The sequence below is a fragment of the Bacteroides sp. AM41-16 genome (assembly GCF_003603495.1).
In the GTDB taxonomy this organism is placed as follows: domain Bacteria; phylum Bacteroidota; class Bacteroidia; order Bacteroidales; family Bacteroidaceae; genus Bacteroides; species Bacteroides uniformis.
In genome coordinates this window covers 23,126-48,129 of the sequence record NZ_QTNE01000004.1, presented here as the reverse complement: position 1 = coordinate 48,129, position 25,004 = coordinate 23,126, and the positions used below count along the sequence as shown (strand labels likewise).

The window sequence follows — 25,004 nt, the reverse complement described above, 5'->3', positions numbered from 1 at the left end:
AAATACTGATATGGTAAAGACAAATGAACCCGGATATGTGTATATCTTGACTAATCCAAGTTTTCGTGAGGATTGGGTCAAAATCGGTAAAAGTGCGCGGCCTGTAGATATACGTTCCAAGGAACTTGATAATACGGCTGTTCCGTTGCCTTTTGAGATTTATGCAACTATTCAGACGATCAAATATAACGATGTTGAAAAGCATGTACATAAGACTATTGATCGGTTGACGGATTTGCGTATTCGTCAGAATCGGGAGTTTTTCAATGTGCCGCCGCAAATAGCTTTGGATATATTCAATGACATAGCCAAGATGATTGATGATGCGGTTGTTACGGTCTATGTAGATAATAAACCGGTTTGCCATAACGAAAAAGATTCATTGCCTGTCGTGCAGAAACGAACCGTAAAGCGAGGCCGTTTCAAATTCAGTATGGTCGGTATTAAAATAGGAGAATGCGTTACATTTATTCCTACGGATACGGAAGTCAAGGTGGCAAGCGATGATTCCGTTGAATACGAAGGGCGTATTTATAAATTGTCCCCTTTTGTCGGTACGTTTATGCCGGAAGAGAAACGGAATACATCGGGTGCATATCAAGGGGCAAAATATTTCTCATATAAAGGGAAAGTGCTAGATGACCTGAGAAGTATAATAGAGAGCAATATACCATTGCCGGAAAGTGATGTAATACAAGATAATATAGAGCAATAAAGATATGAGCGAAGAACTGCAACAGAAACTCCGTGACCAGCTTTGGGAGGTCGCAAACCGTTTGCGCGGCAATATGTCGGCAAGCGATTTCATGTATTTTACCTTGGGCTTCATTTTCTACAAATACCTGTCGGAGAAGATAGAAACATACGCCAACAGTGCATTGGAGGATGATGAAGTTACATTCAAGGAATTATGGGAAATGACCGATTCGGATGCTGCGGAATTGCAGGAAGAGGTCAAGAACCAGTGCTTGGAAAATATAGGCTATTTCATTGAGCCGAAATTCTTGTTTTCGTCTGTAATCGAAGCTATCAAGCGGAAAGAAAATATCCTTCCGATGCTGGAACGTTCATTGAAACGCATTGAGGATAGTACGCTCGGACGTGACAGCGAAGAGGATTTTGGTGGTCTGTTTTCGGATATTGACCTTGCTTCCCCTAAGCTCGGAAAGACAGCCGATGACAAGAATACGCTTGTAAGCAATGTTCTGCTTGCACTTGATGATATAAAATTCGGAGTGGAGGCCTCTCAGGAGATTGATATTTTGGGCGATGCTTATGAGTATATGATCAGTCAGTTTGCTGCCGGTGCAGGCAAGAAAGCCGGTGAGTTCTATACTCCGCAAGAGGTCAGCCGCATATTGGCGGAGATTGTTACTCTTGGGCATAACCGGTTGCGTAATGTTTATGATCCTACTTGTGGTAGTGGTTCGCTATTGCTCCGTGCGGCAAGTATTGGTAAGGCAGCATATATCTACGGACAAGAGAAAAATCCGACTACTTACAACCTTGCCCGAATGAATATGTTGCTGCACGGTATCCGATTCAGCAGCTTCAAAATAGAGAATGGCGATACGCTTGAATGGGACGCATTCGATGATATGCAGTTCGATGCAGTGGTTGCAAATCCTCCGTTCTCTGCCGAATGGAGTGCTGCCGACAAATTCAACAACGACGACCGTTTCAGTAAAGCAGGACGACTTGCACCTAAGAAAACAGCCGACTATGCTTTTATTCTGCATATGGTTCATCACCTCAATGAAGGTGGTACGATGGCTTGCGTTGCTCCGCACGGAGTTCTGTTCCGAGGGAATGCAGAGGGTGTTATACGCCGCTTCCTGATAGAGAAGAAAAACTATATCGATGCTATTATCGGTTTGCCAGCCAATATATTCTATGGTACAAGTATTCCGACCTGTATTCTCGTATTGAAGAAATGCCGTAAGGAAGACGATAATATCTTGTTCATTGATGCCAGCAAAGAGTTTGAAAAGGTCAAGACCCAAAACAAACTCCGCCCTCAGCATATACAGAAGATTGTAGAAACCTACCGTGACCGCAAGGAAATTGAAAAGTATAGTCATCTTGCTACTTTACAGGAGGTTGCCGAAAATGACTATAATCTGAATATTCCTCGCTATGTCGATACTTTTGAGGAAGAAGAGCCTATCGACATCAAAGCTGTGATGGCTGAAATAAAGGAATTGGAAGCCAAGCGAGCCGAATTGGATAAGGAGATAGAGGTATATTTGAAAGAATTGGGGCTGGTTGAATAATTACACTATGGCAGAGATAGACAACATCCCCGAAATGCGTCCATCATTCGGCAATATACGCCGTCAGGATGAGGGCGGAAACGAATACTGGAGTTCTCGCGACCTGTGCGCTGCTATGGGCTATTCGGCTTATTGGAAATTCCAAAGAGTCATAGACAAGGCTATCAAGGTGGCAGGTGAAAAAGGAATGAATGTAGACGACCATTTCAACCAAGCGGTTGATATGGTAAGGATTGGAAGCGGTTCATTCCGTAAGGTCAATATCTTCCGTCTGTCTCGTATGGCATGTATGATTGTTGCCGAAAATGCCGATGTCAAAAAAGTGTTGGTACAACAAGCTCGCGATTATTTTACTCGAACAATTTCGACAAACGAATTGATGCGAAATTCGTTGAGTTCTAACATTTTGCTGTATAAAACGGCGCAAGGCGAGGCACGAATAGAAGTGATATTCAACAGTGAAACATTTTGGATGTCACAAAAGCGTATGGCCGATTTGTTCGGGGTGGATGTACGGACTGTCAACTATCATCTTGGTCAGATTTACGAAACAGGCGAGCTTACCAAAGAGGCAACTATCCGAAAAATTGAGATAGTTCAATCAGAGGGAGAAAGGGATGTGGAACGTACACCGCTGTTCTATAATTTGGATGCTATTATTGCGGTAGGTTATCGTGTCAATAGCTATCAAGCCACCCAGTTCCGTATCTGGGCTACATCTGTATTGAAGGAATTTATCATTAAAGGATATGCGCTTGATGACGAACGCTTGAAGCAGGGAAAACACTTTGGCAAAGATTATTTTGACGATTTACTGGAGCGTATTCGTGAGATACGTACCTCAGAGCGCAGATACTACCAAAAGATAACAGACATCTATGCCGAATGCAGTGCGGATTACGACCCGAAGTCGGATTGTACCAAATTGTTCTTCAAAATGGTGCAAAACATGATGCACTTGGCTGTAACTCATCGTACTGCTGCCGAAATAGTATATGAACGTGCCGACTCGGAAATGCCGCACATGGGACTGACCACTTGGAAGAAAGCTCCCGATGGCAGAGTCCAGAAATCCGATACGATTGTGGCAAAGAACTACTTGTCAGACAAAGAGGTTTCCGAACTTAACGGCGTAACTAACGCATTTCTTGAATTTGCAGAGCTGCGAGCCCAACGCCATATCATTACAACGATGGCCGACTGGAAGCAACGTCTTGAACAGTTTCTTGCTACAATGGACTATCAAGCACAAGATTCAGCCGGTAAAGTTTCTCAAGAAGAAGCACAAAAGAAGGCGTATGGTGAGTATGAAAAATACAAAGTGATTCAAGACCGTTCGTTTGTCTCTGATTTTGACCGGTTTAATGATGGTGACAAATTGTTGCCGTTTGATATCAATCCCGATAAAGAATAATGATTATGGCAGATAATAACGAAAATAAAGTCCTTAATGTTCCCCATTTGAGATTTCCTGAGTTTACGGATGAGTGGGGAAAATATAAGTTATCAGATGTATGCTCTTTCTTTTCAGGAGGAACACCGTCTTCTTCAAAGAAAGAATATTACGATGGCAGTATTCCTTTTATTCGTTCAGGAGAATTGCATATGAATAAGACAGAACTTTTTATAACCGAAGAAGGTTTGAATAATTCTGCTGCTAAAATGGTGGAGATTGGTGATTTACTTTTAGCATTATATGGAGCTACAAGTGGTGATATTGCAATTGGTCAAATTAAGGGGGCTATTAATCAGGCTATATTATGTATTCGTACAACACAGAATAAGAAGTTCATTGAGTCTGTTTGGAAAAAGCATGTCGAAAAGTTACTTCAAACTTATCTACAAGGTGGTCAGGGTAACTTATCCGCTGATATTGTGAAGAATATTTCTTTCTATTTTGCAAATAGTAGCGAACAAATGAAATTGGCAAAGTTCATTTCGTTACTTGATGAGCGCATCGCCACCCAAAACAAAATCATTAAGGATTTGAAGAAATTAAAGTCCGCCATTGTTGAAATGCTATTGTGTAATCGAAATAGTGAATTGCTCAAATTAGGCGATATAGGTTATTTTGTAAGAGGATTAACTTATGCAAATGAAGATGTTACAGAAAATAAAGCTGCCACGGCTGTAATCCGAGCAAATAATTTGAATTATGGTAACCATGTAGACAAAGGAGAAGTCGTTTATGTGAGTAGGACACCTGCTACAAGCCAAATTCTACGAAAAGGGGATATTGTTATTTGTATGGCTAATGGCTCTTCTGCACTTGTAGGAAAAAACTCATATTACCCATTTAACGATGGACAATCTACAGTAGGTGCATTTTGCGGTATCTATCGGACATCACATCCCCTTGCAAAATGGTTAATGCAATCACGAAGATACAAGAGGTTAGTGTATCAATCACTGCAAGGGGGTAATGGAGCTATTGCAAATCTCAATGGCGATGACATATTGAATATGAGTTTTCCTGTGATGGAGAAAGAAAAATCTAAATCAATCATTTTTATCCTTGAAACGATAGAGAAAACATTAGCAGTAAATAAATGTTTACAAATGTCGTGCTCCACACAAAAATCACATTTACTGAAACAGATGTTCATATAAACATGGTATTCAGTAAATAAGACTTTTGTCTAAACAAACAGGATTGTTTCTTAATTTCAATGTGAAGTTTTGCATCAATGGCGTTTATTATTGTAAGGATGCGTACCTGTTCCTGTATGTTTGGAAGGGTAACTGTCATATTCAGCCATTCGTCCACATTGATAGAGCGTCCATCACGTATGCCGTATGTTACAAGTTTAAGAGACTTAATAAACAGTTTTGATGTGAAAAAATGAGACAGATAACCATATCCCACTAAATCATTTGGACGTAGGATTGTATACGCCGGACTACATATTCCTGTTCTATCAGAGAAAGCAAAACCTCCTTGAAATGAACGAAGATGTACTACATAATCACCATTGCGGACAATCTTATACCCACTAATACTGTCTTGTTCAAATTTGATGTCTATGTTTATATCGCTACGCTCAATCATACCAAGTTCTTGGCTGGCAGAAAGAACATTCTTATAGATAAGTTTTTTATTCTTCTCATTGGCTACTTCAAAAAGTTGATGAAAAGAATAAGTCTCGCCATTTATAGATGAATAGAGTCTATCAACAATGGCGGACATAACCGAAAAATCATCCTTAATTCAGGCAATGTGTGATGCTTTAATAGAATCAGAACAACATAAAGTTAAATTGTCCTTTAACGATTTTGGAGAACCGTATTCCGGCTTATTAGGTAAAAGTGCAGAAGATTTTGGTGAAGGCTGTCCGTACATAACATATATGAATGTCTATCAGAATCAAATCATTGATACGGCTAATGTAGGTTTAGTCAAAATCAATGAAACAGAACAACAATCAGTTGTCCATTATGGCGATATTCTTTTCACCTTGTCATCTGAAACGGCAGAGGAAGTTGGAATGGGAGCTGTGTATTTGGGAGACACTTATCCATTATACCTAAATAGTTTCTGCTTTGGCATCCATATTATAGATGAAAATAAGATTTTCCCTCCTTTCTTAGCATTTTATGTTTCAACAAAATCGTTTAGAAAGGTGGTTTTTCCGCTGGCGCAAGGCAGTACACGCTTTAATCTACAAAAGAATGACTTTATGAAGAAAGTTTTTTCTTTTCCAACAGTAGAAAGGCAGAGGAAGATATATTCAGCCCTCAAAACCTATTCAGATAAACTTTCCGTTGAAAAGAGCATAGCCAAGCTGCTTTGTGAACAGAAAAATCACCTCTTAAGCCAGTTGTTTATATAAACATCTTACTCAGCAAATATTGTTTCTCCTTTTCATATGACCGCAACATTTTTTTCTCTATATCAATCTTTTTCTGAATGCTTATCAAGGTATTCGCAATATAGATTGCTTCATTCTCTGCTTTGGGGAGAGGGATAGAGTTTTTCAAAAAACGTTCGTTAGTAATGTTGATGGTATTCTTTGCCCCTTTCTGTATAAGTGGATGCAAATAATTGAAAGCGTTGCTTGGTTGCATGAAATAGAAGTGCAGAATAACCCCGATGTAGTCATTTACCGGCATATAGACACCGTATAGTGGTGAAACCGCAACGTCATTTTTAATATAGCTGCGTTTCACGATACCATACGGAAAATCTCCGGTAGGGCTTTTCGTGTAAACAATGTCACCGTATTTAACGACATTGTAATGAAGTGTTTCTTTTGCCGCAAAAGAACGTCCAAGATATTCAATCTGATTAACGACACCTTTACTGACGGAAACAGAACAAATGATGTGACCATTTATATTCTTTTCGATTCGTTCTTGCAGAACGTTGCTTAATTCCGTTTTCTGCCAATCACCTTTGCTTATTCCAGCTGTCTTTTTCTGATAAATAATTGCCTGAATTAAGGATTCATATTTCTCAATGATTTTGTTTTGGGTAGCGATGCGCTCATCGAGGAGGCTAAGTAAACGGGATATTCTATTCTGTTCCTCTATAGCTGGTATTGAGAACTCAAATTCTTCCATTTGTCGTTTATCACCTCTTGGCATTTTTACGCCTTTTGCCCCTGACATTGCGTAGTTTATGAATTTGTCTGAGGCAATGATATTATACAAGAAGTCGCTTTGACATCGAGTAGTCCTAAGAACAAACACATCGGCACTACAACCACCAAATCGGTCAGACTGCCATACCTTTTTCAGATATGGGCGGATGTTAGATATAAGAATATCATTAGGTTTAATTGCCATTACATTTCCATCGGTGGGAATTGAGGAAGCCTCCTTAATTCCTCCAAAATTTGGGATAAGATTCTCGGTAGAGATATAACAGGATGCGTCTAAACTATCTGCGGGAATCCTTGATTTTTGGAACTCAGCGACATCTTTAAGCTCGACTCGTTTCCACTCCCCACTAAACTCAGGAAATCTCAAATGGGGAACATTACCTATTATATTTCTCTAATTATTAGAACCAATTAAATTCGAGATTATGATTCAGAAGACAATTAGAGAAATTTCGGACGCATGGCGAGAAGACAAGCGACCGTATGTAAAACAGTCAACAATGGCAGCTTATATGTTGATTCTCGAAAATCATATTTTGCCAAAGTTTGGTGAGAGTAACGAACTTCATGAACATGATGTACAAGGATTTGTACTTGAAAAGTTGGAAGGCGGATTGAGCGTAAAATCTGTTAAAGACATTTTGATTGTTCTGAAGATGGTTATGAAATTCGGGGTGAAAAACGAATGGATGAACTATTACGAATGGGATATTAAGTACCCAACAGACGTTGCTGGTAAAAAGTTGGAGGTCTTGTCCGTGGCAAATCATAAAAAGATTCTGAACTATATTCAGAGCCACTTTTCCTTTCCGGGACTTGGTATCTATATCAGCCTTAGTACCGGTCTGCGTATAGGGGAGATCTGTGCTTTGAAATGGAGCGACATCAATGTATATGACGGGATTCTAACCGTTAACCGGACGATAGAACGCATCTATATCATAGAAGGAGAGAGAAAACATACAGAGCTGGTCATCAACACGCCAAAGACAAAAAACTCTTGCCGTGAAATCCCGATAAACAAAGAATTGCTTACTATGTTAAAGCCTTTGAAAAAAGTAATTAATGACGATTATTACATTCTTACTAATGATGAGCGTCCGACAGAGCCACGCACATATCGCAACTACTATAAAAGGCTTATGGAGAAACTTGATATTCCCAAGCTGAAGTATCATGGACTTCGCCACAGTTTCGCGACTCGCTGTATAGAAGTCGGTTGTGACTATAAAACAGTCAGCGTATTATTAGGGCATTCCAACATTTCAACTACGTTGGATTTATATGTTCATCCCAATATGGAGCAGAAAAAGCGTTGCATTACCAAGGTTTTCAAGTCACTGGGTAAATAAAGTTATGTATAGAGCGAGGGAATTAATACTGTAATTTCTTCGCTCTCAATTGTTCTGTGATTCAGAATTATGTTGTATATTTGAATGTCGTTTTAGGAGGTAGTTATGTTATTTGAGATTATTGTTGATTGTATTATGGCCTTGGGAGCCTTGGCTACAGCTGCAACTTTTATTCTTGTCTTAATAAATCAGAAAGGGACTCAGAAACAGATTGATAGTTTGTCGCAAATGGCTGAGATGTACTCACGTCATTATCAATTAGAGCGCATTCAAGCTGGAAGTAACATATATCCCAAAATTCAGATAAGTTTGAAGAATGATACGATGTGGGGATTGAAGATCCAGATTAAAAATAATTCGTATCCGGTAGAAGTGTATCGCATTATGATAAATGAGGCTCGTCATCATTTAGATGTAAGGTTAAAACCAAAAAGCGATTATATTCAAATACGGCAAGGAGAAACAAAGGCTATTTTGCCCGGAGAATTATGCCGTCAACAGATATACACATTTGATGCATCAATAAAGATATATCTCATAACTCCTTTTGAAGAGGCATATGAGGTAAGATATATAAATACAGATAGGATAAACTACTATCAGTCTGAACCAATTCCTATTCTGTATTCAAAAGAAGAGCATGAATCTTCAAAAGCTCAAACTACTCAAATCAAGCAGTATTCTATACATGGCGGTATTAAAGGAACTATTAAAGATAATTTCCCTGAAGTTGCAAGGGATTTAGAAGATTAATTCAAGTATGAAAATAAAGTCTCAACCGATAGTAATTCTATCCAATTGAGACTTTTCGTTTATTTACGCCTAGCCAAAAACTTCTGCACAATTACCGCTATTCCAATCCCCCAAACAGCTATGAGAATACAACCAATAGCAACTTTCCAAATCAATACCGAGTGCAAAATCTCTGCATTAGCTATTATAATGCCGGCGAAAAAAGAAGAGAGGACAACCAGAATGATAATCAGAATATAGAATACCGAATGCGGTATGAGAATATAGTTGTCTGCCTGGTGGATTTTCCGTTCAGTTTCATCCCATTTGTCTTGAATTTGGCCAAGGAACTTATCAAGTACAGATTGCCCGAATTTTTCGGCTTGCTCCTGCGTACTTTGGGCAGTAGTTAACTTATACTCCCGTAGAAATTTAAGTAAATTGTCCAGATTTATAAAGTAAAGCCCTAAAATGAAAACAAGAGCTAAACAAGTGCAAATAAAACCGCTTATTTACAATTGATTATAGTGTACTTGATGTTTTCAGTTGTTTTCTTTCTTTTCAGTTGATTGGTTCTTTTTCGGTACAATTTTGTTTCTCGTTTGTTTCTCAATATCGACCTTTATTCATATCTTTGCAACAGAAACAAAATTATGAAGGGATCGATATGCCACGAGTAAAGAAGCCTACAAAAGTAAAAGAGCCTGTCCGCCTTCGGACAAAGAAGCTGGCAGATGGAAGCCAAAGTCTGTATCTTGATATATACCGTTTCGGAAAACGAACATACGAATATCTTAAGTTGTATCTCATTCCGGAAACGGATAACAATGCCCGTCGGCAGAATCAGGCGACTATGAATGCCGCCAATGCCATCAAGTCCAAACGTATTATCGAGCTGACCAACGGCGAGGCCGGTATAGAAACCAAAGAGAGAGTTTACCTGCTTGACTGGATGAATACCTACAAGGAGAACCAGGCCAAGCGTGGCAAAAAGGACGGTTATCAAATTGACATCACTATACGCATCTTGAAGGATTATGCGGGAGAACGTATGTTGATGGATCAAATAGACAAGACATTCTGCCAGAATTATCTTGACTACCTTCAGTCCGAATACCGTTCCAGAGGCAAACGAGTGTCGAATTACACACTGCATACTTATTACCGGGTATTGAACGGAGCCTTGAATGCGGCTGTCAGGGCCGAGATCATCAAGTCCAATCCTTTCACGAAAATCAGCAAGTCGGAAAAGATCCGTCTGCCTGAAAGCAAACGGTCATACATGACCATTGAAGAGGTGCGTGCATTGATCGCAACCCCGATGAAAAATGAATCCGTGAAAGGTGCCTATCTGTTCTCTTGTTTCTGCGGTCTGCGAATCAGTGATATAATCAAGTTGCAATGGAAAGATGTATTCGTTGATCGTGGACAATACCGTCTGTCGGTTTCAATGCAGAAAACCAAGGAACCGATTTATCTTCCGCTTTCCCCGGAAGCGTTGAAGTGGATGCCTGCGCGTGGAGACAAAACTCCTGATGACCATGTGTTTGACCTGCCGTCCCCAGCAATGGTCAATATTCTTATCAAACCATGGGCAAAAGCGGCGGGAATAAACAAGCGTTTTACATTCCATACGGCGCGGCACACGTTCGCGACGATGATGCTGACACTCGGAGCAGACTTATATACGACATCCAAGCTGCTCGGCCATGCTGACGTGAAAATGACACAGGTGTACGCCAAAATCATCAACCAGAAAAAGGATGATGCGGTCAACCTGGTCAACGGATTGTTTGAGTGACCAATGATATACCATATCATGTCAAATTTACAAGTAGATATTTTAAGGGCGTCATCGATTGCAGATACAATCGAAAAACGATACCTTTATGATGATATATTATTATAAACCAATAAAATGTAAATCGACATGACAAGAGCTGACAAAGGCCTTCTCTCTTTTTGAGGGGAGCAAACACCCGCATCACATTGAATCGGCACAGGACGTGGCGGAAGAACTTTTCGCCCTGCTTACCGAAGCAAAAACAGTTTATCTCCAGGAGGTCAAAATCCACGGCAAACAGTATCGCCGTTATGTGGAGGATTTTGTGAACAGTCACCGGTATATTGACTGCGATAACGCGGTCTGTCGGAACTGCCACGAAATGAACATCCACATCGTCAAGGGACTGCTGACCGACTGCCCCTACCTTATCCAACCGCTTTTTTCCGCCCCGAGCCTCTCTTTCGAGGAGTGCATGGAACTAAAGCGGAAGTATGACACATCGGAACTGGCATCTTCCGATTGTAATCCGGCAAAGTTTTCATTTCTTTCTTTTGACTGCAGTCTTTCGCGCAAACAACTGGCCGGTATCGTTTCTTGCGCCAATACTTATCATCTGTTCTGTTCTCCCGTAACTATTGACGACATGGAATCTCTCTTCTCCTGCAAGATAGGTTTCTGTCTTCGGGTGAACAGCGTGCGCCGTGTGGCTATCCTGTTCGATGCCCTTCTTGAGAATTCATTCATTCAGCCTTACTGGCAATCAGTCCTCGAAAGAGGGCGTTTCCTGCAATCCAAGGACGGCTCGCACTTCATATCCGCAACGAGCATATCCACCACGCTTTCGTTGGTCAGGAACAAAATGACTTCAACCGCTTACAATATCAGAAAGTTTGTAAGCCAACTGAAGGAATGAAAGGAAGTGCTAAGAAGTCAACCATGTGAAAAGCAAAAGTATGATAACTGATATGCTACCAAACCGGTATCATACTGTCATCCAATGCTTTTAGATATTCACACTCTACCTTTGCCTCTGTATACAACGCGTTACAAACAGAGGTGCATCTCTTATTGTCTAATTTAATCACGAATAATATGTCCAACAGATTGACATTCATGGAAAGGTTGAGCGAACGGCTCACGGCCCTTGAAGCGATTATCCGGAAATTGGAACCGGTCGAGAGCTTTCTGGAACGGGTGGAATTGCTGGAAAAGAACATTTACGCGACCAAAAAGGTCTTTACTTTTTCGGAAGCCTGCATGTACATCGGGGTATCAGAAAGTATGCTGTATAAACTTACGGCCAACAAGGAGATTCCTCACTACAAGCCTCGCGGCAAGATGATCTACTTTGCCAAGGAGGAACTGGACGAATGGCTCCTGCAGAATCATGAACTTGCCGTCGATGATGCCACGCGGATGGCACACGAGGCGGCAGCAGTACAACCCTTCTTAAACGAGAAACGCCATGGAAAACGAAAGAAGAACTGACCAGAAGACGGGAATGGGATTGGAAGAGACCCGTCTGTCAGATATTCTTTCAGCTTCCCAAATCAAGGCGACGGATACATACGAGACCCCGCCGCAAATTATCTGGATTGACAATTCGACCATAGCGACTCTCGGCAATTTCAGTGCATCGACCGGCAAGGCAAAATCCAAGAAGACATTCAATGTCTCCGCCCTTGTCGCCGCTTCCCTGGCAGGTAAGCAGGTGCTGAACTACCGGGCGCATCTGCCGGAAGGCAAACGCCGGATCCTGTATGTCGATACCGAGCAGAGCCGCTATCATTGTCACACGGTGCTGGAACGTATTCTGCGTCTGGCCGGGCTTCCTACCACAGCAGACAGCGAGAACCTTGATTTCATCTGCCTGCGGGAGTATTCTCCGACAGTCCGTATAAGTGTGATAGACTATGCCCTTCGTCAGGGTAAAGGTTACGGGCTGGTTATCATTGACGGTATCCGCGACCTTATGCTGGACATCAACAGCACCAGCGAATCGGTGGAGGTAATCAACAAAATGATGGAATGGTCCTCTCGTTACGACCTGCATATCCATTGCGTGCTGCACCTGAACAAAGGGGACAACAATGTACGAGGCCATATCGGTACGGAGATGAGCAACAAGGCGGAAACAGTACTGGTCATCAGCAAATGCAACGAGAATCCGTCTGTCAGTGAAGTCCATGCCCTGCATATCCGGGAAAAGGAGTTCAAACCCTTCGCGTTCACCGTGGACGACAACGGGCTCCCGGTCATCGCCGAAGGGCACACGTTCGGTGACACCCCGAAGCCCAGGCAACGGACAAGCTTTACGGAGCTGAGCATCGAGCAGCACCGGGAAGCCCTTTCCGCTGCCTTTGACGGCAAACCCATCAGGGGCTTTGAGAATGTACTGCAACGTCTGATCGCCTCTTATGAAAACATAGGCTTCAAACGTGGCCGCAGTGTCATGATAAAACTGCTGCAGTACCTGACGGACAACCTTAAACTTGTTGTCAAGCAGGACAAGCTGTTCTACTATGACATGACCCCCGCGGAAGCAAGGCTTTTTGATGAAGAATGAAGCCGGGCGCGGGCATATATATTTCAGTTTACTTTAGTATGTATATATATAGGGAATAAAACTAAACTAAACCATTTCCGTGTGAACAAGTGAAAGAAAACAGCCATGACTATAGAAGAAGCAAAACAGGTACGCATAGTGGACTTTCTGGCGCAGCTCGGCCACCATGCGCAATACGTTAAATCGGATCAGTACTGGTATCTCTCGCCGTTAAGGGATGAGCAGTCGCCGTCGTTCAAGGTCAATGACCGGTTGAACGAATGGTATGATTTTGGGGCGGCCACCGGAGGCGACCTCGTGGAATTGGGTAAATACCTTTACCAGACTGAAAGTGTAAGCGAGGTACTGGCATACATCGGGCGGCATTCCAGCGATATGCCTTTGCCGAAAGTCCGTTTCCAGGCTCTTCCGCCCCGTCCCGTGGAATCGGATATGAAAAATCTGATTGTCGTCCCGTTACGGCATCACGCGTTATACTCTTACCTTCAGTCCCGGAAAATAGATGCTGACATAGGACGTATGTTCTGCAAGGAAATCCATTATGAATTGCGTGACCGGCATTATTTTGCCCTCGCGTTCGGTAATGTTTCGGGCGGATATGAAATGCGCAACGCCTATTATAAAGGATGTATCAAGAACAAGGACATCTCCCTGATCGGACATCAGTGCGGAGAGATACAGGAACGGGTCTGCGTGTTCGAGGGGTTCATGGACTTTCTGTCTTACCTGACATTGAAGCAGTCATGCAACTGGACCATTTGTATAGACCAGCCTTGCGACTACCTTGTCATGAACTCCGTAAACAACCTGAAAAAGGCATTGATGTACCTGCAGAGATACCTGCATATACATTGTTATCTCGACAACGACCTTGCCGGGCAAAAGACCGTGGAAACCATAGCCGGACTATACGGCGAACGGGTCAGCAACGAAGCTGTCCGATATAGCGAATACAAGGATCTGAATGATTGCTTGCGAGGCAAGAAACGCTGACCTAAAAAAAAGCGAATCTGCCAATGGAAGCCCTCCTGAACGGAGGGCTTTTTTTATGCCCTGACTTCTTCATTTTTCCCGTTCATTAAGGCGATATAGTACGATTTTATAGTACGATTTTCAAAATCGATATAAATCTTGTAAAGAAAACATCCGTTTAATACACAATTATTTCGTAGTTCGAAATTCTCCTTTTTTATTTGTGAAATCAAACTAATACAAAATTCAATATCCATACTAAAAGATATGAGATCATATTTCATTTTTGCCATTGTTCTGACGGTCGCGTACCTCATTTATTACGCGGTCATCATTATGCAGGATCTCTATGGAAAAAGGAGAACCGGCAAGACAGAGGAGGAAGTTTTCGACCTCGGCACACTGGAGGACGAAGAGAGTGTTGCCGTGAGCGAGAGTGAAACCGGGTTCCGTGTCGGCAACGAGCAATACGATACTGAAACAGCATCAGGCGGCGATTCTGCCACCGACCAGAAGCCGGCGGACAAAAAGCCGGAGACAAAGGAGACCCCGGAAGAAAGACTGGAGCGTCTCAAAGCCAAGGCGGAGGAAAAGATGGAGGAAACCACGCCCTACCTGTCTGATGGCTTCAGTGCAGATGAAATGTACAAGGCGATGCTTTCCAGGGGCAAACTGGAAAATCGTCCGGAGATGGCCTGGAAACCAATTAAAGACAAATTGTAGCATGTCGATTAAGCAAAAGATAGTATGCCTGTTAATTCTTGTACCCTATGCGGCTTTCGCCAAGAGCGGCAGCGTGAACTACAGCTGGGGAGCGGATGCGCTGGCCACGATGCACGACTTCGTGGTCACGATGATGCTGTATGTCCTGTATATATGCTACTCCATCGCATCCGTTCTGGTCATCGTGTCCGCCTTCCAGATCTACATCAAGATGAACACTGGAGAGGACGGCATCGTCAAATCCTTTTTATCGCTGCTTGGCGCGTGCCTGTTCATCATCGGGGCCTCCATCGTACTTCCGGCATTTTTCGGTTATCGCATATAAGGCTGTTTAACAATCCAATACATAAATATTAACTCAAAAACGATCAAGTATGTTTCAGAAAGTAAAACAAATGTGCCGAAAGGCAAAAGGATTCATCCAAGGTGTTTCCACCAAAGTGAAGATGCTTGCACTCACTTTGTTCTCTGGTACCACGGCAATGGCCCAGAGTACGGCCGGCGACTATTCAGCCGGTACTACCGCACTATCTACCGTGGCGGAGGAAATTGTCAAGTATGTACCAGTCATGGTCAAGCTCTGCTATGCCATCGCCGGTGTAGTCGCCATTATCGGCGCCATCTCCGTTTACATCGCCATGAACAACGAAGAGCAGGATGTCAAAAAGAAGATCATGATGGTGGTTGGTGCATGTCTTTTCCTGATTGCAGCAGCACAGGCTCTTCCTTTGTTTTTCGGCATTGACGCATAAAAGTACCGAGGGATGAAAAGCAAGGAAACACGTTATCCGGACTATCCGCTGTTCAAGGGGCTGCAACGTCCTCTTGAAGTGATGGGATTGCAGGGCCGCTACATCTATTGGGCGGCAGGAACGGCAGGCGGAGCCATCGCGGGCTTCATAGCCGCTTACTGCCTTGCCGGATTCGTGGCCGGACTGGCCGCGCTGACAGTCATTCTGTCGGTGGGCATCGTGCTAATCATCTTCAAGCAGCGGAAAGGTCTGCACAGCAAGAGAACGGACCGAGGCGTGTTCGTCTATGCCTACTCGCGTAAGGTCTGACAAAATTAAACCATCACAGCAATGTGTGGCTATATTGAATGTTGAACGCGGGTAGGTTCGTATGAGATACGGGCCTACCCCTATTTAATTGAACGTATATTGAAATGACCCTATACATTATCCTGATTTTCGTTGCCTTATGCGCGGGTATGGCCATATCCGTCCATGCGTTCGGTACCGGAGGCAAGCGCAAGCGTATCTTCCAGGACATCTATTTCTCGGTGGAAGACACGGAAGGCGTGGGTGTCCTGTACACCAAGACGGGCGAATATTCCGCCATGCTGAAGATCGAGAATCCGGTACAGAAGTATTCGGCGAACATAGACAGCTACTACGATTTCACGCATCTGTTCTCCGCCCTTGCCCTGACCTTGGGAGAAGGTTATGCCATTCACAAGCAGGACATCTTCGTGAGGAAGCGTTTTGTCAACGAGGATACCGGGAAGCAGGAGTTCCTTTCTGAATCGTATTTCCGGTATTTCAAGGGAAGGGCGTACACGGACAGCATGTGTTACCTGACCATCACGCAGGAAGCCAGGAAAAGCCGCCTTTTCTCGTTCGACAACAAGAAATGGCGTGATTTCCTTGTCAAGATCCGCAAGGTACAGGACCAGTTGCGGGACAGCGGCGTGCAGGCGCGTTTCCTGAACAAATCCGAGGCAAGCGATTACGTGGACCGGTATTTCGCCATGAACTTCAAGGACCGTATTATCTCGATGACGAACTTCAAGTCGGACGACGAGAGCGTCTCGATGGGTGACAAGCGCTGCAAGGTGTACAGTCTCGTGGACGTGGACTGCATCTCGCTGCCTTCGATGATCAGACCCTATACCAATATAGAAGTGAACAACACGGAAATGCCCGTGGATCTTGTCTCGGCCATTGACAGCATTCCGAATGCCGATACAGTGGTCTATAACCAGGTCATCTTCCTTCCCAACCAGAAGCGTGAACTTTCGCTGCTGGACAAGAAGAAGAACCGGCACGCGAGCATTCCCAACCCGAGCAACCAGGCAGCGGTCGAAGACATAAAACGTGTACAGGAGGTGATTGCCCGCGAGAGCAAGCAGCTCGTGTACAGCCATTTCAACCTTATAGTGGCCGTGTCCGGCGATACGGACCTGCAGAAGTGTACGAATCATCTGGAGAATGCTTTCGGTAGAATGGGAATCCATATTTCCAAACGAGCCTACAACCAGCTGGAGCTGTTCGTCGGCTCGTTCCCGGGCAACTGCTACAGCCTGAATGAAGAGTATGACCGGTTCCTGACCCTATCGGACGCGGCGATGTGCCTGATGTACAAGGAACGTGTGCAGCACAGCGAAGACACCCCGGTGAAAGTCTATTACACTGACCGCCAGGGAGTGCCTGTCGCCATCGACATCACCGGCAAGGAAGGCAGACAGAAGCTGACGGACAACTCGAACTTTTTTGCCCTCGGGCCGAGCGGTTCCGGGAAATCCTTCCACATGAACTCTGTCGTGCGCCAGCTGCACGAACAGGGTACAGACATCGTAATGGTCGATACCGGAAACTCCTACGAGGGATTGTGCGAGTATCTGGGAGGCAAGTACATCAGCTACACGGAGGAACGCCCCATCACGATGAACCCGTTTCGTATCCACAAGGAAGAGATGAACGTGGAAAAGACCGGCTTCCTAAAGAATCTTGTCCTGCTGATCTGGAAGGGCACGCAGGGAACAGTCACGAAGACGGAAGACCGTCTGGTGGAAAATGTAATCACCGATTATTACGATGCGTATTTCAACGGCTTCGACGGCTTCACGCCCATGCAGCGGGAAGACCTGAGAAAAAGCCTCGCCATAGACGAACGCAACCGTGACGGGAACCGTGAGGAAAGCGAGCAGGAACGGAACAGCCGTATCGAGTGCATGATAGACGAAATGGAACGCAGGCGCAAGGAGTTGAAGGTGGAAGAACTCTCGTTCAATTCATTTTACGAATACTCCGTCCAGCGTATTCCGGACATCTGTCACGAGAACCACATTTCGGGCATAGACCTCTCGACTTACCGCTACATGATGAAGGACTTCTACAGGGGCGGCAACCATGAAAAGACCCTGAACGAGAACATGGACAGTTCGCTGTTCGACGAGACCTTCGTGGTGTTCGAGATTGACAGTATAAAGGATGATCCGCTGCTGTTCCCGCTTGTCACGCTGATAATCATGGACGTGTTCCTGCAGAAGATGCGAATCAAGAAGAACCGCAAGGTGCTTGTCATCGAGGAAGCCTGGAAAGCCATTGCCAGTCCGCTGATGGCCGAGTACATCAAGTTCATGTACAAGACGGCCCGTAAGTTCTGGGCCAGCGTGGGCGTTGTGACACAGGAGATACAGGACATCATCGGCAGTGAAATCGTTAAAGAGGCCATCATCAACAACAGCGACGTGGTGATGCTGCTTGACCAAAGCAAGTTCAAGGAGCGTTTCGACACCATCAAGGCCATTCTCGGGCTCACCGATGTTGACTGCAAGAAGATATTCACGATCAACCGTCTGGACAACAAGGACGGCCGTTCGTTCTTCCGGGAGGTATTCATACGAAGGGGAACGACAAGCGGCGTGTATGGCGTGGAAGAGCCGCATGAATGCTACATGACCTACACGACCGAACGTGCTGAGAAGGAAGCCCTGAAACTCTACAAGAGGGAGCTCCGGTGCAGCCATCAGGAAGCCATCGAAGCCTATTGCCGGGACTGGGATGCCAGCGGCATCAGCAAGTCCCTGACATTCGCCCAGAAGGTCAACGAGGCCGGACGGGTACTGAACCTGAAAGCAAAACAATAAAATCAGATACAATGGGAAAATTTGATATAGACCGACCTATAGCGGAACTGTTCAGTGTTGAGCCTTACGCTCTCCGCATCCGCAACGTGTGCAACAGCCACGATATTGCCACCATCCGGGAACTGTGCCTGCACAGCAACTGGGACTTGCTTCATTTCCGCCATTTGGGGGAAAGGAGCATCGCGCACATGGAAGAAATGCTGGGCAATTTCGGATTGCGACTGGGCATGACCGAAGAGGATCTGGACGCATATATGAGATTTGAAACCGAGGATGACAAAGACGTCACTACCATCATGCGTTTCGAGGAATCGGAGGAGGTCAAGTGGGACCAGCGCCGGTATGAAGTAGCCAGAGACCTGTATGTCAGATACAGGGGTCTGTCCCCATACGAGGCTATGGAGGAAGCAGAGAAGCTGATACTGGCCCTGCAGGGAGTACCTGAGAAGAACAACCGCAGCAAGCGGAGAGGTAATATTTTCAACCGTTGAACAGAATGAACATGAAGCGACTGTCACTTGTCTTTGCAGTTCTGCTGCTTGCCTTCACGCAGCATGTCCACGCCCAGTATTACAGCGTGAACTATGACGCACGTACCGTGGCGGCAATGGCAGCCGCGTTCGGTACGGAGGTCGTGGCTGAAAGCTACTACCGTGAGCAGGTCGATGACATCCTGAAGCACTATACGGCGGCGGAGGTGGCGGCAGCCGGAATTTTCTCTTCCAAATTTCTGGAACACAAAGCACTCTCGGACCTCGGTATCTGGTGTAGCAGCACGGAAAACTACTATTACCGCCGTATCTACCACATGGTGGCCGACAAGATCATACCGAAAATCTGGGTGGTGGCAAAGCAGATGCTTCACTCCCCGCAGACAGCGATCCACTGGGGTAGCTACCTGATGAAGGTGTGCGATGAGACGAAGAGCCTGTGTATGCAGTTCGAAAGCGTTGTGACAAACAGTACACTTTCGTTCTCGGACATCGCTTTTCTGGAGATCAACAGCGAGGTCGTGCCTCTGCTGAAACTTTCGGAACTGGGCGGTATAGACTGGCAGCGGATGCTGGACGATTTTTCCCGGATTCCTGACCGCTTTACACGGGAGAACCTGCAAAGCGACCTTGACAATCTCTACAATCTGGGTGTCGGTCTGGCAACGGCCGGTGCGGGTAATCTCGGCGATGCCCTGCTGCCTGAAAGTATGTTCCATAACCTGCTTTCGGGCAAGGTCAGCGAGATTGCCAACCTGTACGACCATTACTCCGGCCTGTTCGAGGAAGCGGAACAAGGTATCGGGAACCTGCTGCTGGACAAGATCGGCGGTCCTGACAACGTGGCCGGCCTGTTCGAGTTCGGGGATTACGACCTTGCCGGCTGGATCAGTGACTATATAGACGACGAAGCCGGGACTTATTACACGCAGCGCTGGTACATCGCCAGACGTGACCAGGGCAGCGTGTCATTGTGTGACTATTACCCGCCCACGGACGACAACAGCATCCTGAACGGCGGTGAGTGGACCCGTTTCGAAACGAGCGACCCCGGTTTTTATCCCAATGCCTCGCAGCGGGAACAGGCTCTCTCCAACTCGGAACGATATGCCGGATGGTCGAGAAACCGTGTACAGCAGCTCAACAACCAGAATGACGGCAACACTTACAGCATCAACTACTGGCAGAACGCCTACATCATCAGCCGCGGCGGCAAGCAGACAAAGAAGGCTTACGCCTACGAGATACATGTCAAGAAAAGCTGGAACCATGAGGAAATCGTGTATGAAGAGATATTCGATTCCTACACTATGGATCTGGAGACCTTCAAGGCGCAGCTCAATGCCCGTCTGTCGGAATTCAACGAAAACGAGGACGGCTATGTCTATTACATAGCTTCCGACGCGTGGAACTACTATCAGGCAACGGATGCCGCCAAACTTAAAGGATGCGAGAGCGTGACCATCAGCGTCACCTGCTCGGACGGGGCTACTCTGGGCCAAGGTTCGACCCAGTACAAATGCAGGAAATGCGGCGGTTCACCCAATGCCCATACCAAGGATTGCTCCATGCAGACCTCCGTGACGGAAAATGAACTTGACTTTTCGGAATTGGATGAGCTGATACGGGAGGCAGACAACCAGGTAGCCATGCTTCAATCACAGATCAAGGCACTGGAGGATGAGAACAAGGAGCTGCTGAAGAAAATATCCGAGGCCAGTGTGGAGGATGCTGCCGTTTACAGGCAGCAGTACAACGCCAACCTGACGCGTATCGGAGAGTTGAAGGCAGAACTGGCCGAGTGGCAGAAGAAACAGAAGGAATACGCGGATGCGAAGCAGGAAGCGGCAAACGACAATGACGTGCCGACGGACGACTACTACCGTATCCCGGCCATCATGCAGGACTGCAAGACTGCCTACAGTCTGTCGTGGCAGGACGGCGGTTCGTGGAACGGATACACGTTCGTCCGCAAGGCGACCATGCCGAATATAGACGGCGAGATAACTTTCAAGGCAACCATCAGCATAGCACGCAAGCCGAAATACTTCCTCGGCATCAAGATTCACCGTGCCATTGTACAGATCAGCTGGGAACTGACCTCGCAATACACCGACACGTATGTGGCCGACGTGCTGACATTCGACCCGGACCTTCCGGAAGAAGAAAAAGAGCGGATCGTGAATGAACGTATCGCGGAAATCGCCCGGGAGCATCCGTCATGCAAGATCACGACGGAATATGCCCGTACCACCCCGATGGAAGATACCTCTACCGGAGAGGTGTACCACCTGCTGTGGTCAAGTGACCGTCTTGAAATCGCGCGTGAAGTGGATTCCCGGATTACGCAGATATACGCCGACCTGGTATCCCTGGAAAAGATGATGCATTACAAGCGCAGCATCATCGACGTGCTGAAGGATGTCCTTCCGGATCTGAATATGGACGAAGGGCGACGCCTCACTCTCGTGGAAGAATGCCATGACCGTTGGGTGGAAAACGCCCGTAGCCTGCGAAGCGGGAGAAAGGAGGAAAGACCATGAAACGGGCCTTGCTGATAACCATAGTGCTGCTTGCACTCCTGCCTGATGTCGTCAAAGCACAATGGACATTCGACGTGGTGTCCGTTGAAGCCTATATCAATGACCATAAGAAGCAGCGTAGCTTGTTGCTGGCCCGAAGTACCCTTGAGTACAGCAACCAGCTGCTGCACGAATACAGCCGCAAGGAGGTCGGCGAATACAAGGAACTGAATATCGACCTTGACCGGTACACCCGTGCCTTTGATGTCATTGATGTGATGTACCAGTCGTTACGCACGGTATTGAACGCAAAGAACACCTACAATACGGTAAGTGACCGGATAGCGGACTACAAGTCGATGCTGGAGGCATTTCACGAGAAGGTGCTGAAACGCGGACGCATCGAACCCTCCGACGCCCTGCTCATCACCATCAACGAGAAAGCCATACGGGATATAGCCCATGACGGGGAGCAACTCTACAAGTCGGTCAGCGACCTGGCGCTGTATGCCACGGGAGCGGCGGCCTGCTCCACTTCGGATCTGCTGATGGTGCTGGAGGCCGTGAACAGGTCTCTGGACGACATCGAACGGCATCTGAACCGGGCCTATATGGAGACCTGGCGATACATACAGGTAAGAATCGGCTACTGGAAGTCGAAGATATACCGTGAACATACCAAACAGGAGATAATTGAAGGAGCCTTCGGACGTTGGCGCAACTCCGGAAGGCTGGATTACTAACGATAAAAGGGAAAAAAGATGAACAGAAAACTCATGCTCATGACGGTTGCGATCATTGCAACAGCAACGGCACAGGCGCAGTATGTGACCTATAACCACGACTCGCCGAAGCAGAACCAGATTACGGTCATGGAAACCGGTGCGGGCTCCCTCACGCCGGAACTGTACTACTGGGCATTACACAACAAATACAAGAAATCGGCAGCGGCAAAGAACAAACTGGGGTTCCGCACGACAGCCGGCATCAACCTCTATAACCAGACGGACGAAGCCGAATCCATCGATTCGGCATTGGTGAGCCGCGCGAAAATAGAGGCCCTGAACGTGGCAGACCGACAGGCTGATATCGCCTGGCTTGCCGAAGGTGACAAGATCAACGGCCAGATGGAAAGGATGAAGCGTAACATCGACCGTATCCTTCCTGCCGGGGGCACCCCGGAGGACAGGGAACGCTGGACGGAATACTACCATGTTTTCCAGTGCGCCATTGATGCTACCAGGGATGCCTATATGCCCAATGCGCAGCGGAAGAAAGAGTATCTGCGAATCTACGAAGACGTGGTGCAGCAGAATGAGATTCTTGTCAGCTATCTCGCCAAACGGCAGAATGCCACCCTGACGAGCAACCTGCTGAACGCGACCTCGGACCGTACCTTGGACAAAGGCAGCGTCATCAGGGAAGCCATGAGCCGCTGGAACGAATCGCGTCTCGCGGTGCGTGGCTCACAGTCGGGCGGCAGTTCCGGAGGTGACGGTGAAGAGAGTGTAAACAGGTGAAACTAAAAAGACAGACGGCAAATGGCAGACGGAAATATACTCACTGATTTCGGTATCAATCTTCTTGAGGAGGAGATTGACGATGTGATTTTTCAAACGAACGAGTTCCTCACGGACGCGACGTTTACGGGTTCGCAGGGGCCGTTCTGGTGGATACTGCAGATGTGCATGGCTCTGGCCGCCTTGTTCTCGCTTGTCATGGCGGCAGGTATGGCCTACAAGATGATGGTGAAGCATGAGCCGCTGGATGTGATGAAGCTGTTCAGACCGCTGGCTGTTTCCATCGTTCTCTGCTGGTGGTATCCGCCTGCAGACACGGGTATGGCCGGCAGCGGAAGCAACTGGTGTTTTCTGGACTTCCTATCCTACATCCCGAACTGCATCGGTTCGTACACGCATGACCTGTACGAGGCGGAAGCCACACAGATAGCGGACAAGTTCGAGGAAGTGCAGCAGCTCATCCACGTAAGGGACACGATGTACCACAGCCTGCAGGCACAGGCGGATGTCGCCCACACGGGAACATCAGACCCCAACCTTATCGAGGCGACCATGGAACAGACCGGTGTGGATGAAGTGACCAGCATGGAAAAGGATGCGGCGGAACTGTGGTTCACCTCCTTGACGGCCGGTGTCGTCGTGGGAATAGACAAAATCATCATGCTGATTGCCCTTGTCGTGTTCCGCATAGGCTGGTGGGCGACGATCTACTGCCAGCAGATATTGCTCGGTATGCTGACGATATTCGGCCCGTTGCAATGGGCGTTCTCTCTGCTGCCGAAATGGGAAGGTTCCTGGGCAAAATGGCTGACACGTTACCTGACGGTACATTTCTACGGGGCCATGCTCTACTTCGTGGGCTTCTATGTATTGCTCCTTTTCGACATCGTGCTGTGCATCCAGGTGGAAAACCTGACCGCAATCACGGCCAGCGAGCAGACAATGGCGGCCTACCTGCAGAACAGTTTCTTCTCCGCCGGTTATCTGATGGCGGCAAGCATTGTAGCCTTGAAATGTCTGAACCTTGTACCTGACCTTGCGGCGTGGATGATACCGGAGGGCGACACGGCCTTCAGTACGAGAAATTTTGGAGAAGGCGTGGCACAGCAGGCCAAGATGACAGCGACAGGCGGTATCGGGGCAATCATGAGATAAGATAAAAAACATATAAACAACAATCCTTAAAAATAAAAAAGTATGAACGTACAAGAACAAATCAAAGAATGGTATCAAGACAGACGGTTCGTGAACTATGTGAATATGCGCGTACAAGAAGAAATCCGTCATGTATCGGAACAACGTCCCGACCAGAAGTACAAGGAACTGGACGATGCCTTTGACCTGGATGATCGGTATTTCGTCCCACTGACGACTTATCTGACCTATCGCCTGCAACTCGCCAAGTTGCAGAAAAACAGATCGAAACGCAGGCGTGGCATCTGGTGGGTGTTTGTGCAGATAGTCATACTGAGACTTTATACGGAAATCACCACCAAGGAGTTTGAGAAACTCCAAAAGGAGTCATACGGAGCAATCATACCGATGCTGCACAATGAATATGTAATGAAGTTGAATAGAATAAGACAATAAACCGA

General features: G+C 46.2%; 26 protein-coding genes. 24 read left to right on the top strand and 2 right to left on the bottom strand.

Annotated features, from left to right (window positions below):
• Positions 1-10: 10 nt before the first annotated feature.
• The 4 genes from DW896_RS05255 to DW896_RS05240 are packed head-to-tail and all read left to right on the top strand — an operon-like array spanning position 11 to position 4,883.
• Positions 11-715: a GIY-YIG nuclease family protein gene (locus DW896_RS05255; protein ID WP_119992945.1), complete on the top strand. Its 705-nt coding sequence runs from the start codon at positions 11-13 to the stop codon at positions 713-715.
• A 4-nt stretch (positions 716-719) separates the two neighbouring features.
• On the top strand, positions 720-2,273 hold the full coding sequence (locus tag DW896_RS05250) for a type I restriction-modification system subunit M (protein WP_119992942.1): 1,554 nt from the start codon (positions 720-722) through the stop codon (positions 2,271-2,273).
• Between the two features lie 7 nt (positions 2,274-2,280).
• Complete coding sequence (gene rhuM / locus DW896_RS05245) at positions 2,281-3,687, top strand: RhuM family protein (protein WP_165860116.1); 1,407 nt, start codon at positions 2,281-2,283, stop codon at positions 3,685-3,687.
• A gap of 5 nt (positions 3,688-3,692) precedes the next feature.
• Positions 3,693-4,883 carry a restriction endonuclease subunit S gene (locus DW896_RS05240; protein WP_119993033.1) on the top strand — a complete coding sequence of 397 codons (1,191 nt, stop codon included), beginning with the start codon at positions 3,693-3,695 and terminating at the stop codon, positions 4,881-4,883.
• Here the strand turns inward: DW896_RS05240 and DW896_RS05235 are convergent.
• Positions 4,876-5,460: a restriction endonuclease subunit S gene (locus tag DW896_RS05235; RefSeq protein ID WP_119992940.1), complete on the bottom strand. Its 585-nt coding sequence runs from the start codon at positions 5,458-5,460 to the stop codon at positions 4,876-4,878. The genes DW896_RS05240 and DW896_RS05235 overlap by 8 nt on opposite strands.
• On the opposite strand from DW896_RS05235, the gene DW896_RS05230 reads away from it, so the two are divergent.
• Complete coding sequence (locus tag DW896_RS05230) at positions 5,450-6,103, top strand: restriction endonuclease subunit S (RefSeq protein ID WP_243634822.1); 654 nt, start codon at positions 5,450-5,452, stop codon at positions 6,101-6,103. The genes DW896_RS05235 and DW896_RS05230 overlap by 11 nt on opposite strands.
• Here DW896_RS05230 and DW896_RS05225 read toward each other — a convergent pair.
• Entirely contained in the window at positions 6,096-7,241 is a 1,146-nt protein-coding gene (locus tag DW896_RS05225) for a restriction endonuclease subunit S (RefSeq protein WP_165860115.1), read from the bottom strand. The genes DW896_RS05230 and DW896_RS05225 overlap by 8 nt on opposite strands.
• Before the next feature lie 58 nt (positions 7,242-7,299).
• Between DW896_RS05225 and DW896_RS05220 the strand changes: the two genes are divergently transcribed.
• The 19 genes from DW896_RS05220 (at position 7,300) to DW896_RS05125 (ending at position 24,999) form a co-directional block, all read left to right on the top strand.
• A complete protein-coding gene (locus tag DW896_RS05220) occupies positions 7,300-8,226 on the top strand; it encodes a site-specific integrase (protein WP_119992934.1) in 927 nt (308 codons plus the stop codon).
• Positions 8,227-8,331: 105 nt separating this feature from the next.
• Complete coding sequence (locus DW896_RS05215) at positions 8,332-8,979, top strand: hypothetical protein (protein WP_119992932.1); 648 nt, start codon at positions 8,332-8,334, stop codon at positions 8,977-8,979.
• 248 nt (positions 8,980-9,227) lie between these two features.
• Positions 9,228-9,371 carry a hypothetical protein gene (locus tag DW896_RS21440; RefSeq protein ID WP_165860114.1) on the top strand — a complete coding sequence of 48 codons (144 nt, stop codon included), beginning with the start codon at positions 9,228-9,230 and terminating at the stop codon, positions 9,369-9,371.
• Positions 9,372-9,625: 254 nt separating this feature from the next.
• On the top strand, positions 9,626-10,759 hold the full coding sequence (locus tag DW896_RS05205; RefSeq protein ID WP_005807062.1) for a site-specific integrase: 1,134 nt from the start codon (positions 9,626-9,628) through the stop codon (positions 10,757-10,759).
• 205 nt (positions 10,760-10,964) lie between these two features.
• Complete coding sequence (locus tag DW896_RS05200) at positions 10,965-11,657, top strand: hypothetical protein (protein WP_008781591.1); 693 nt, start codon at positions 10,965-10,967, stop codon at positions 11,655-11,657.
• Positions 11,658-11,836: 179 nt separating this feature from the next.
• Positions 11,837-12,232 (top strand): helix-turn-helix domain-containing protein, encoded by a 396-nt coding sequence (locus DW896_RS05195; protein ID WP_005807064.1) that lies wholly within the window; start codon positions 11,837-11,839, stop codon positions 12,230-12,232.
• Positions 12,210-13,310: an AAA family ATPase gene (locus tag DW896_RS05190; protein WP_005807066.1), complete on the top strand. Its 1,101-nt coding sequence runs from the start codon at positions 12,210-12,212 to the stop codon at positions 13,308-13,310. The genes DW896_RS05195 and DW896_RS05190 overlap by 23 nt, the downstream gene beginning before the upstream one ends.
• A gap of 105 nt (positions 13,311-13,415) precedes the next feature.
• Positions 13,416-14,303, top strand: a complete 888-nt coding sequence (locus DW896_RS05185; RefSeq protein ID WP_005807068.1) for a toprim domain-containing protein — start codon at positions 13,416-13,418, stop codon at positions 14,301-14,303.
• A gap of 246 nt (positions 14,304-14,549) precedes the next feature.
• Positions 14,550-15,005, top strand: a complete 456-nt coding sequence (locus tag DW896_RS05175) for a hypothetical protein (protein WP_005807070.1) — start codon at positions 14,550-14,552, stop codon at positions 15,003-15,005.
• Between the two features lies 1 nt (position 15,006).
• Positions 15,007-15,330, top strand: a complete 324-nt coding sequence (locus DW896_RS05170; RefSeq protein WP_005807072.1) for a DUF4134 domain-containing protein — start codon at positions 15,007-15,009, stop codon at positions 15,328-15,330.
• 49 nt (positions 15,331-15,379) lie between these two features.
• A complete protein-coding gene (locus DW896_RS05165) occupies positions 15,380-15,757 on the top strand; it encodes a DUF4134 domain-containing protein (RefSeq protein WP_005807074.1) in 378 nt (125 codons plus the stop codon).
• Between the two features lie 12 nt (positions 15,758-15,769).
• Positions 15,770-16,066 (top strand): hypothetical protein, encoded by a 297-nt coding sequence (locus tag DW896_RS05160; protein WP_005807076.1) that lies wholly within the window; start codon positions 15,770-15,772, stop codon positions 16,064-16,066.
• A 104-nt stretch (positions 16,067-16,170) separates the two neighbouring features.
• A complete protein-coding gene (locus DW896_RS05155; RefSeq protein ID WP_005807078.1) occupies positions 16,171-18,876 on the top strand; it encodes a helicase HerA domain-containing protein in 2,706 nt (901 codons plus the stop codon).
• Positions 18,877-18,887: 11 nt separating this feature from the next.
• Positions 18,888-19,367: a DNA-directed RNA polymerase subunit alpha C-terminal domain-containing protein gene (locus DW896_RS05150; protein WP_005807080.1), complete on the top strand. Its 480-nt coding sequence runs from the start codon at positions 18,888-18,890 to the stop codon at positions 19,365-19,367.
• 11 nt (positions 19,368-19,378) lie between these two features.
• Entirely contained in the window at positions 19,379-21,910 is a 2,532-nt protein-coding gene (locus DW896_RS05145) for a hypothetical protein (protein ID WP_026314711.1), read from the top strand.
• Positions 21,907-22,632: a hypothetical protein gene (locus DW896_RS05140; RefSeq protein WP_005807085.1), complete on the top strand. Its 726-nt coding sequence runs from the start codon at positions 21,907-21,909 to the stop codon at positions 22,630-22,632. The genes DW896_RS05145 and DW896_RS05140 overlap by 4 nt, the downstream gene beginning before the upstream one ends.
• An 18-nt stretch (positions 22,633-22,650) precedes the next feature.
• Positions 22,651-23,409 (top strand): DUF5045 domain-containing protein, encoded by a 759-nt coding sequence (locus tag DW896_RS05135; RefSeq protein WP_005807087.1) that lies wholly within the window; start codon positions 22,651-22,653, stop codon positions 23,407-23,409.
• 21 nt (positions 23,410-23,430) lie between these two features.
• Entirely contained in the window at positions 23,431-24,564 is a 1,134-nt protein-coding gene (locus DW896_RS05130) for a hypothetical protein (protein ID WP_005807089.1), read from the top strand.
• A gap of 42 nt (positions 24,565-24,606) precedes the next feature.
• Entirely contained in the window at positions 24,607-24,999 is a 393-nt protein-coding gene (locus DW896_RS05125; RefSeq protein WP_005807091.1) for a hypothetical protein, read from the top strand.
• The last annotated feature ends 5 nt before the right edge of the window (positions 25,000-25,004 follow it).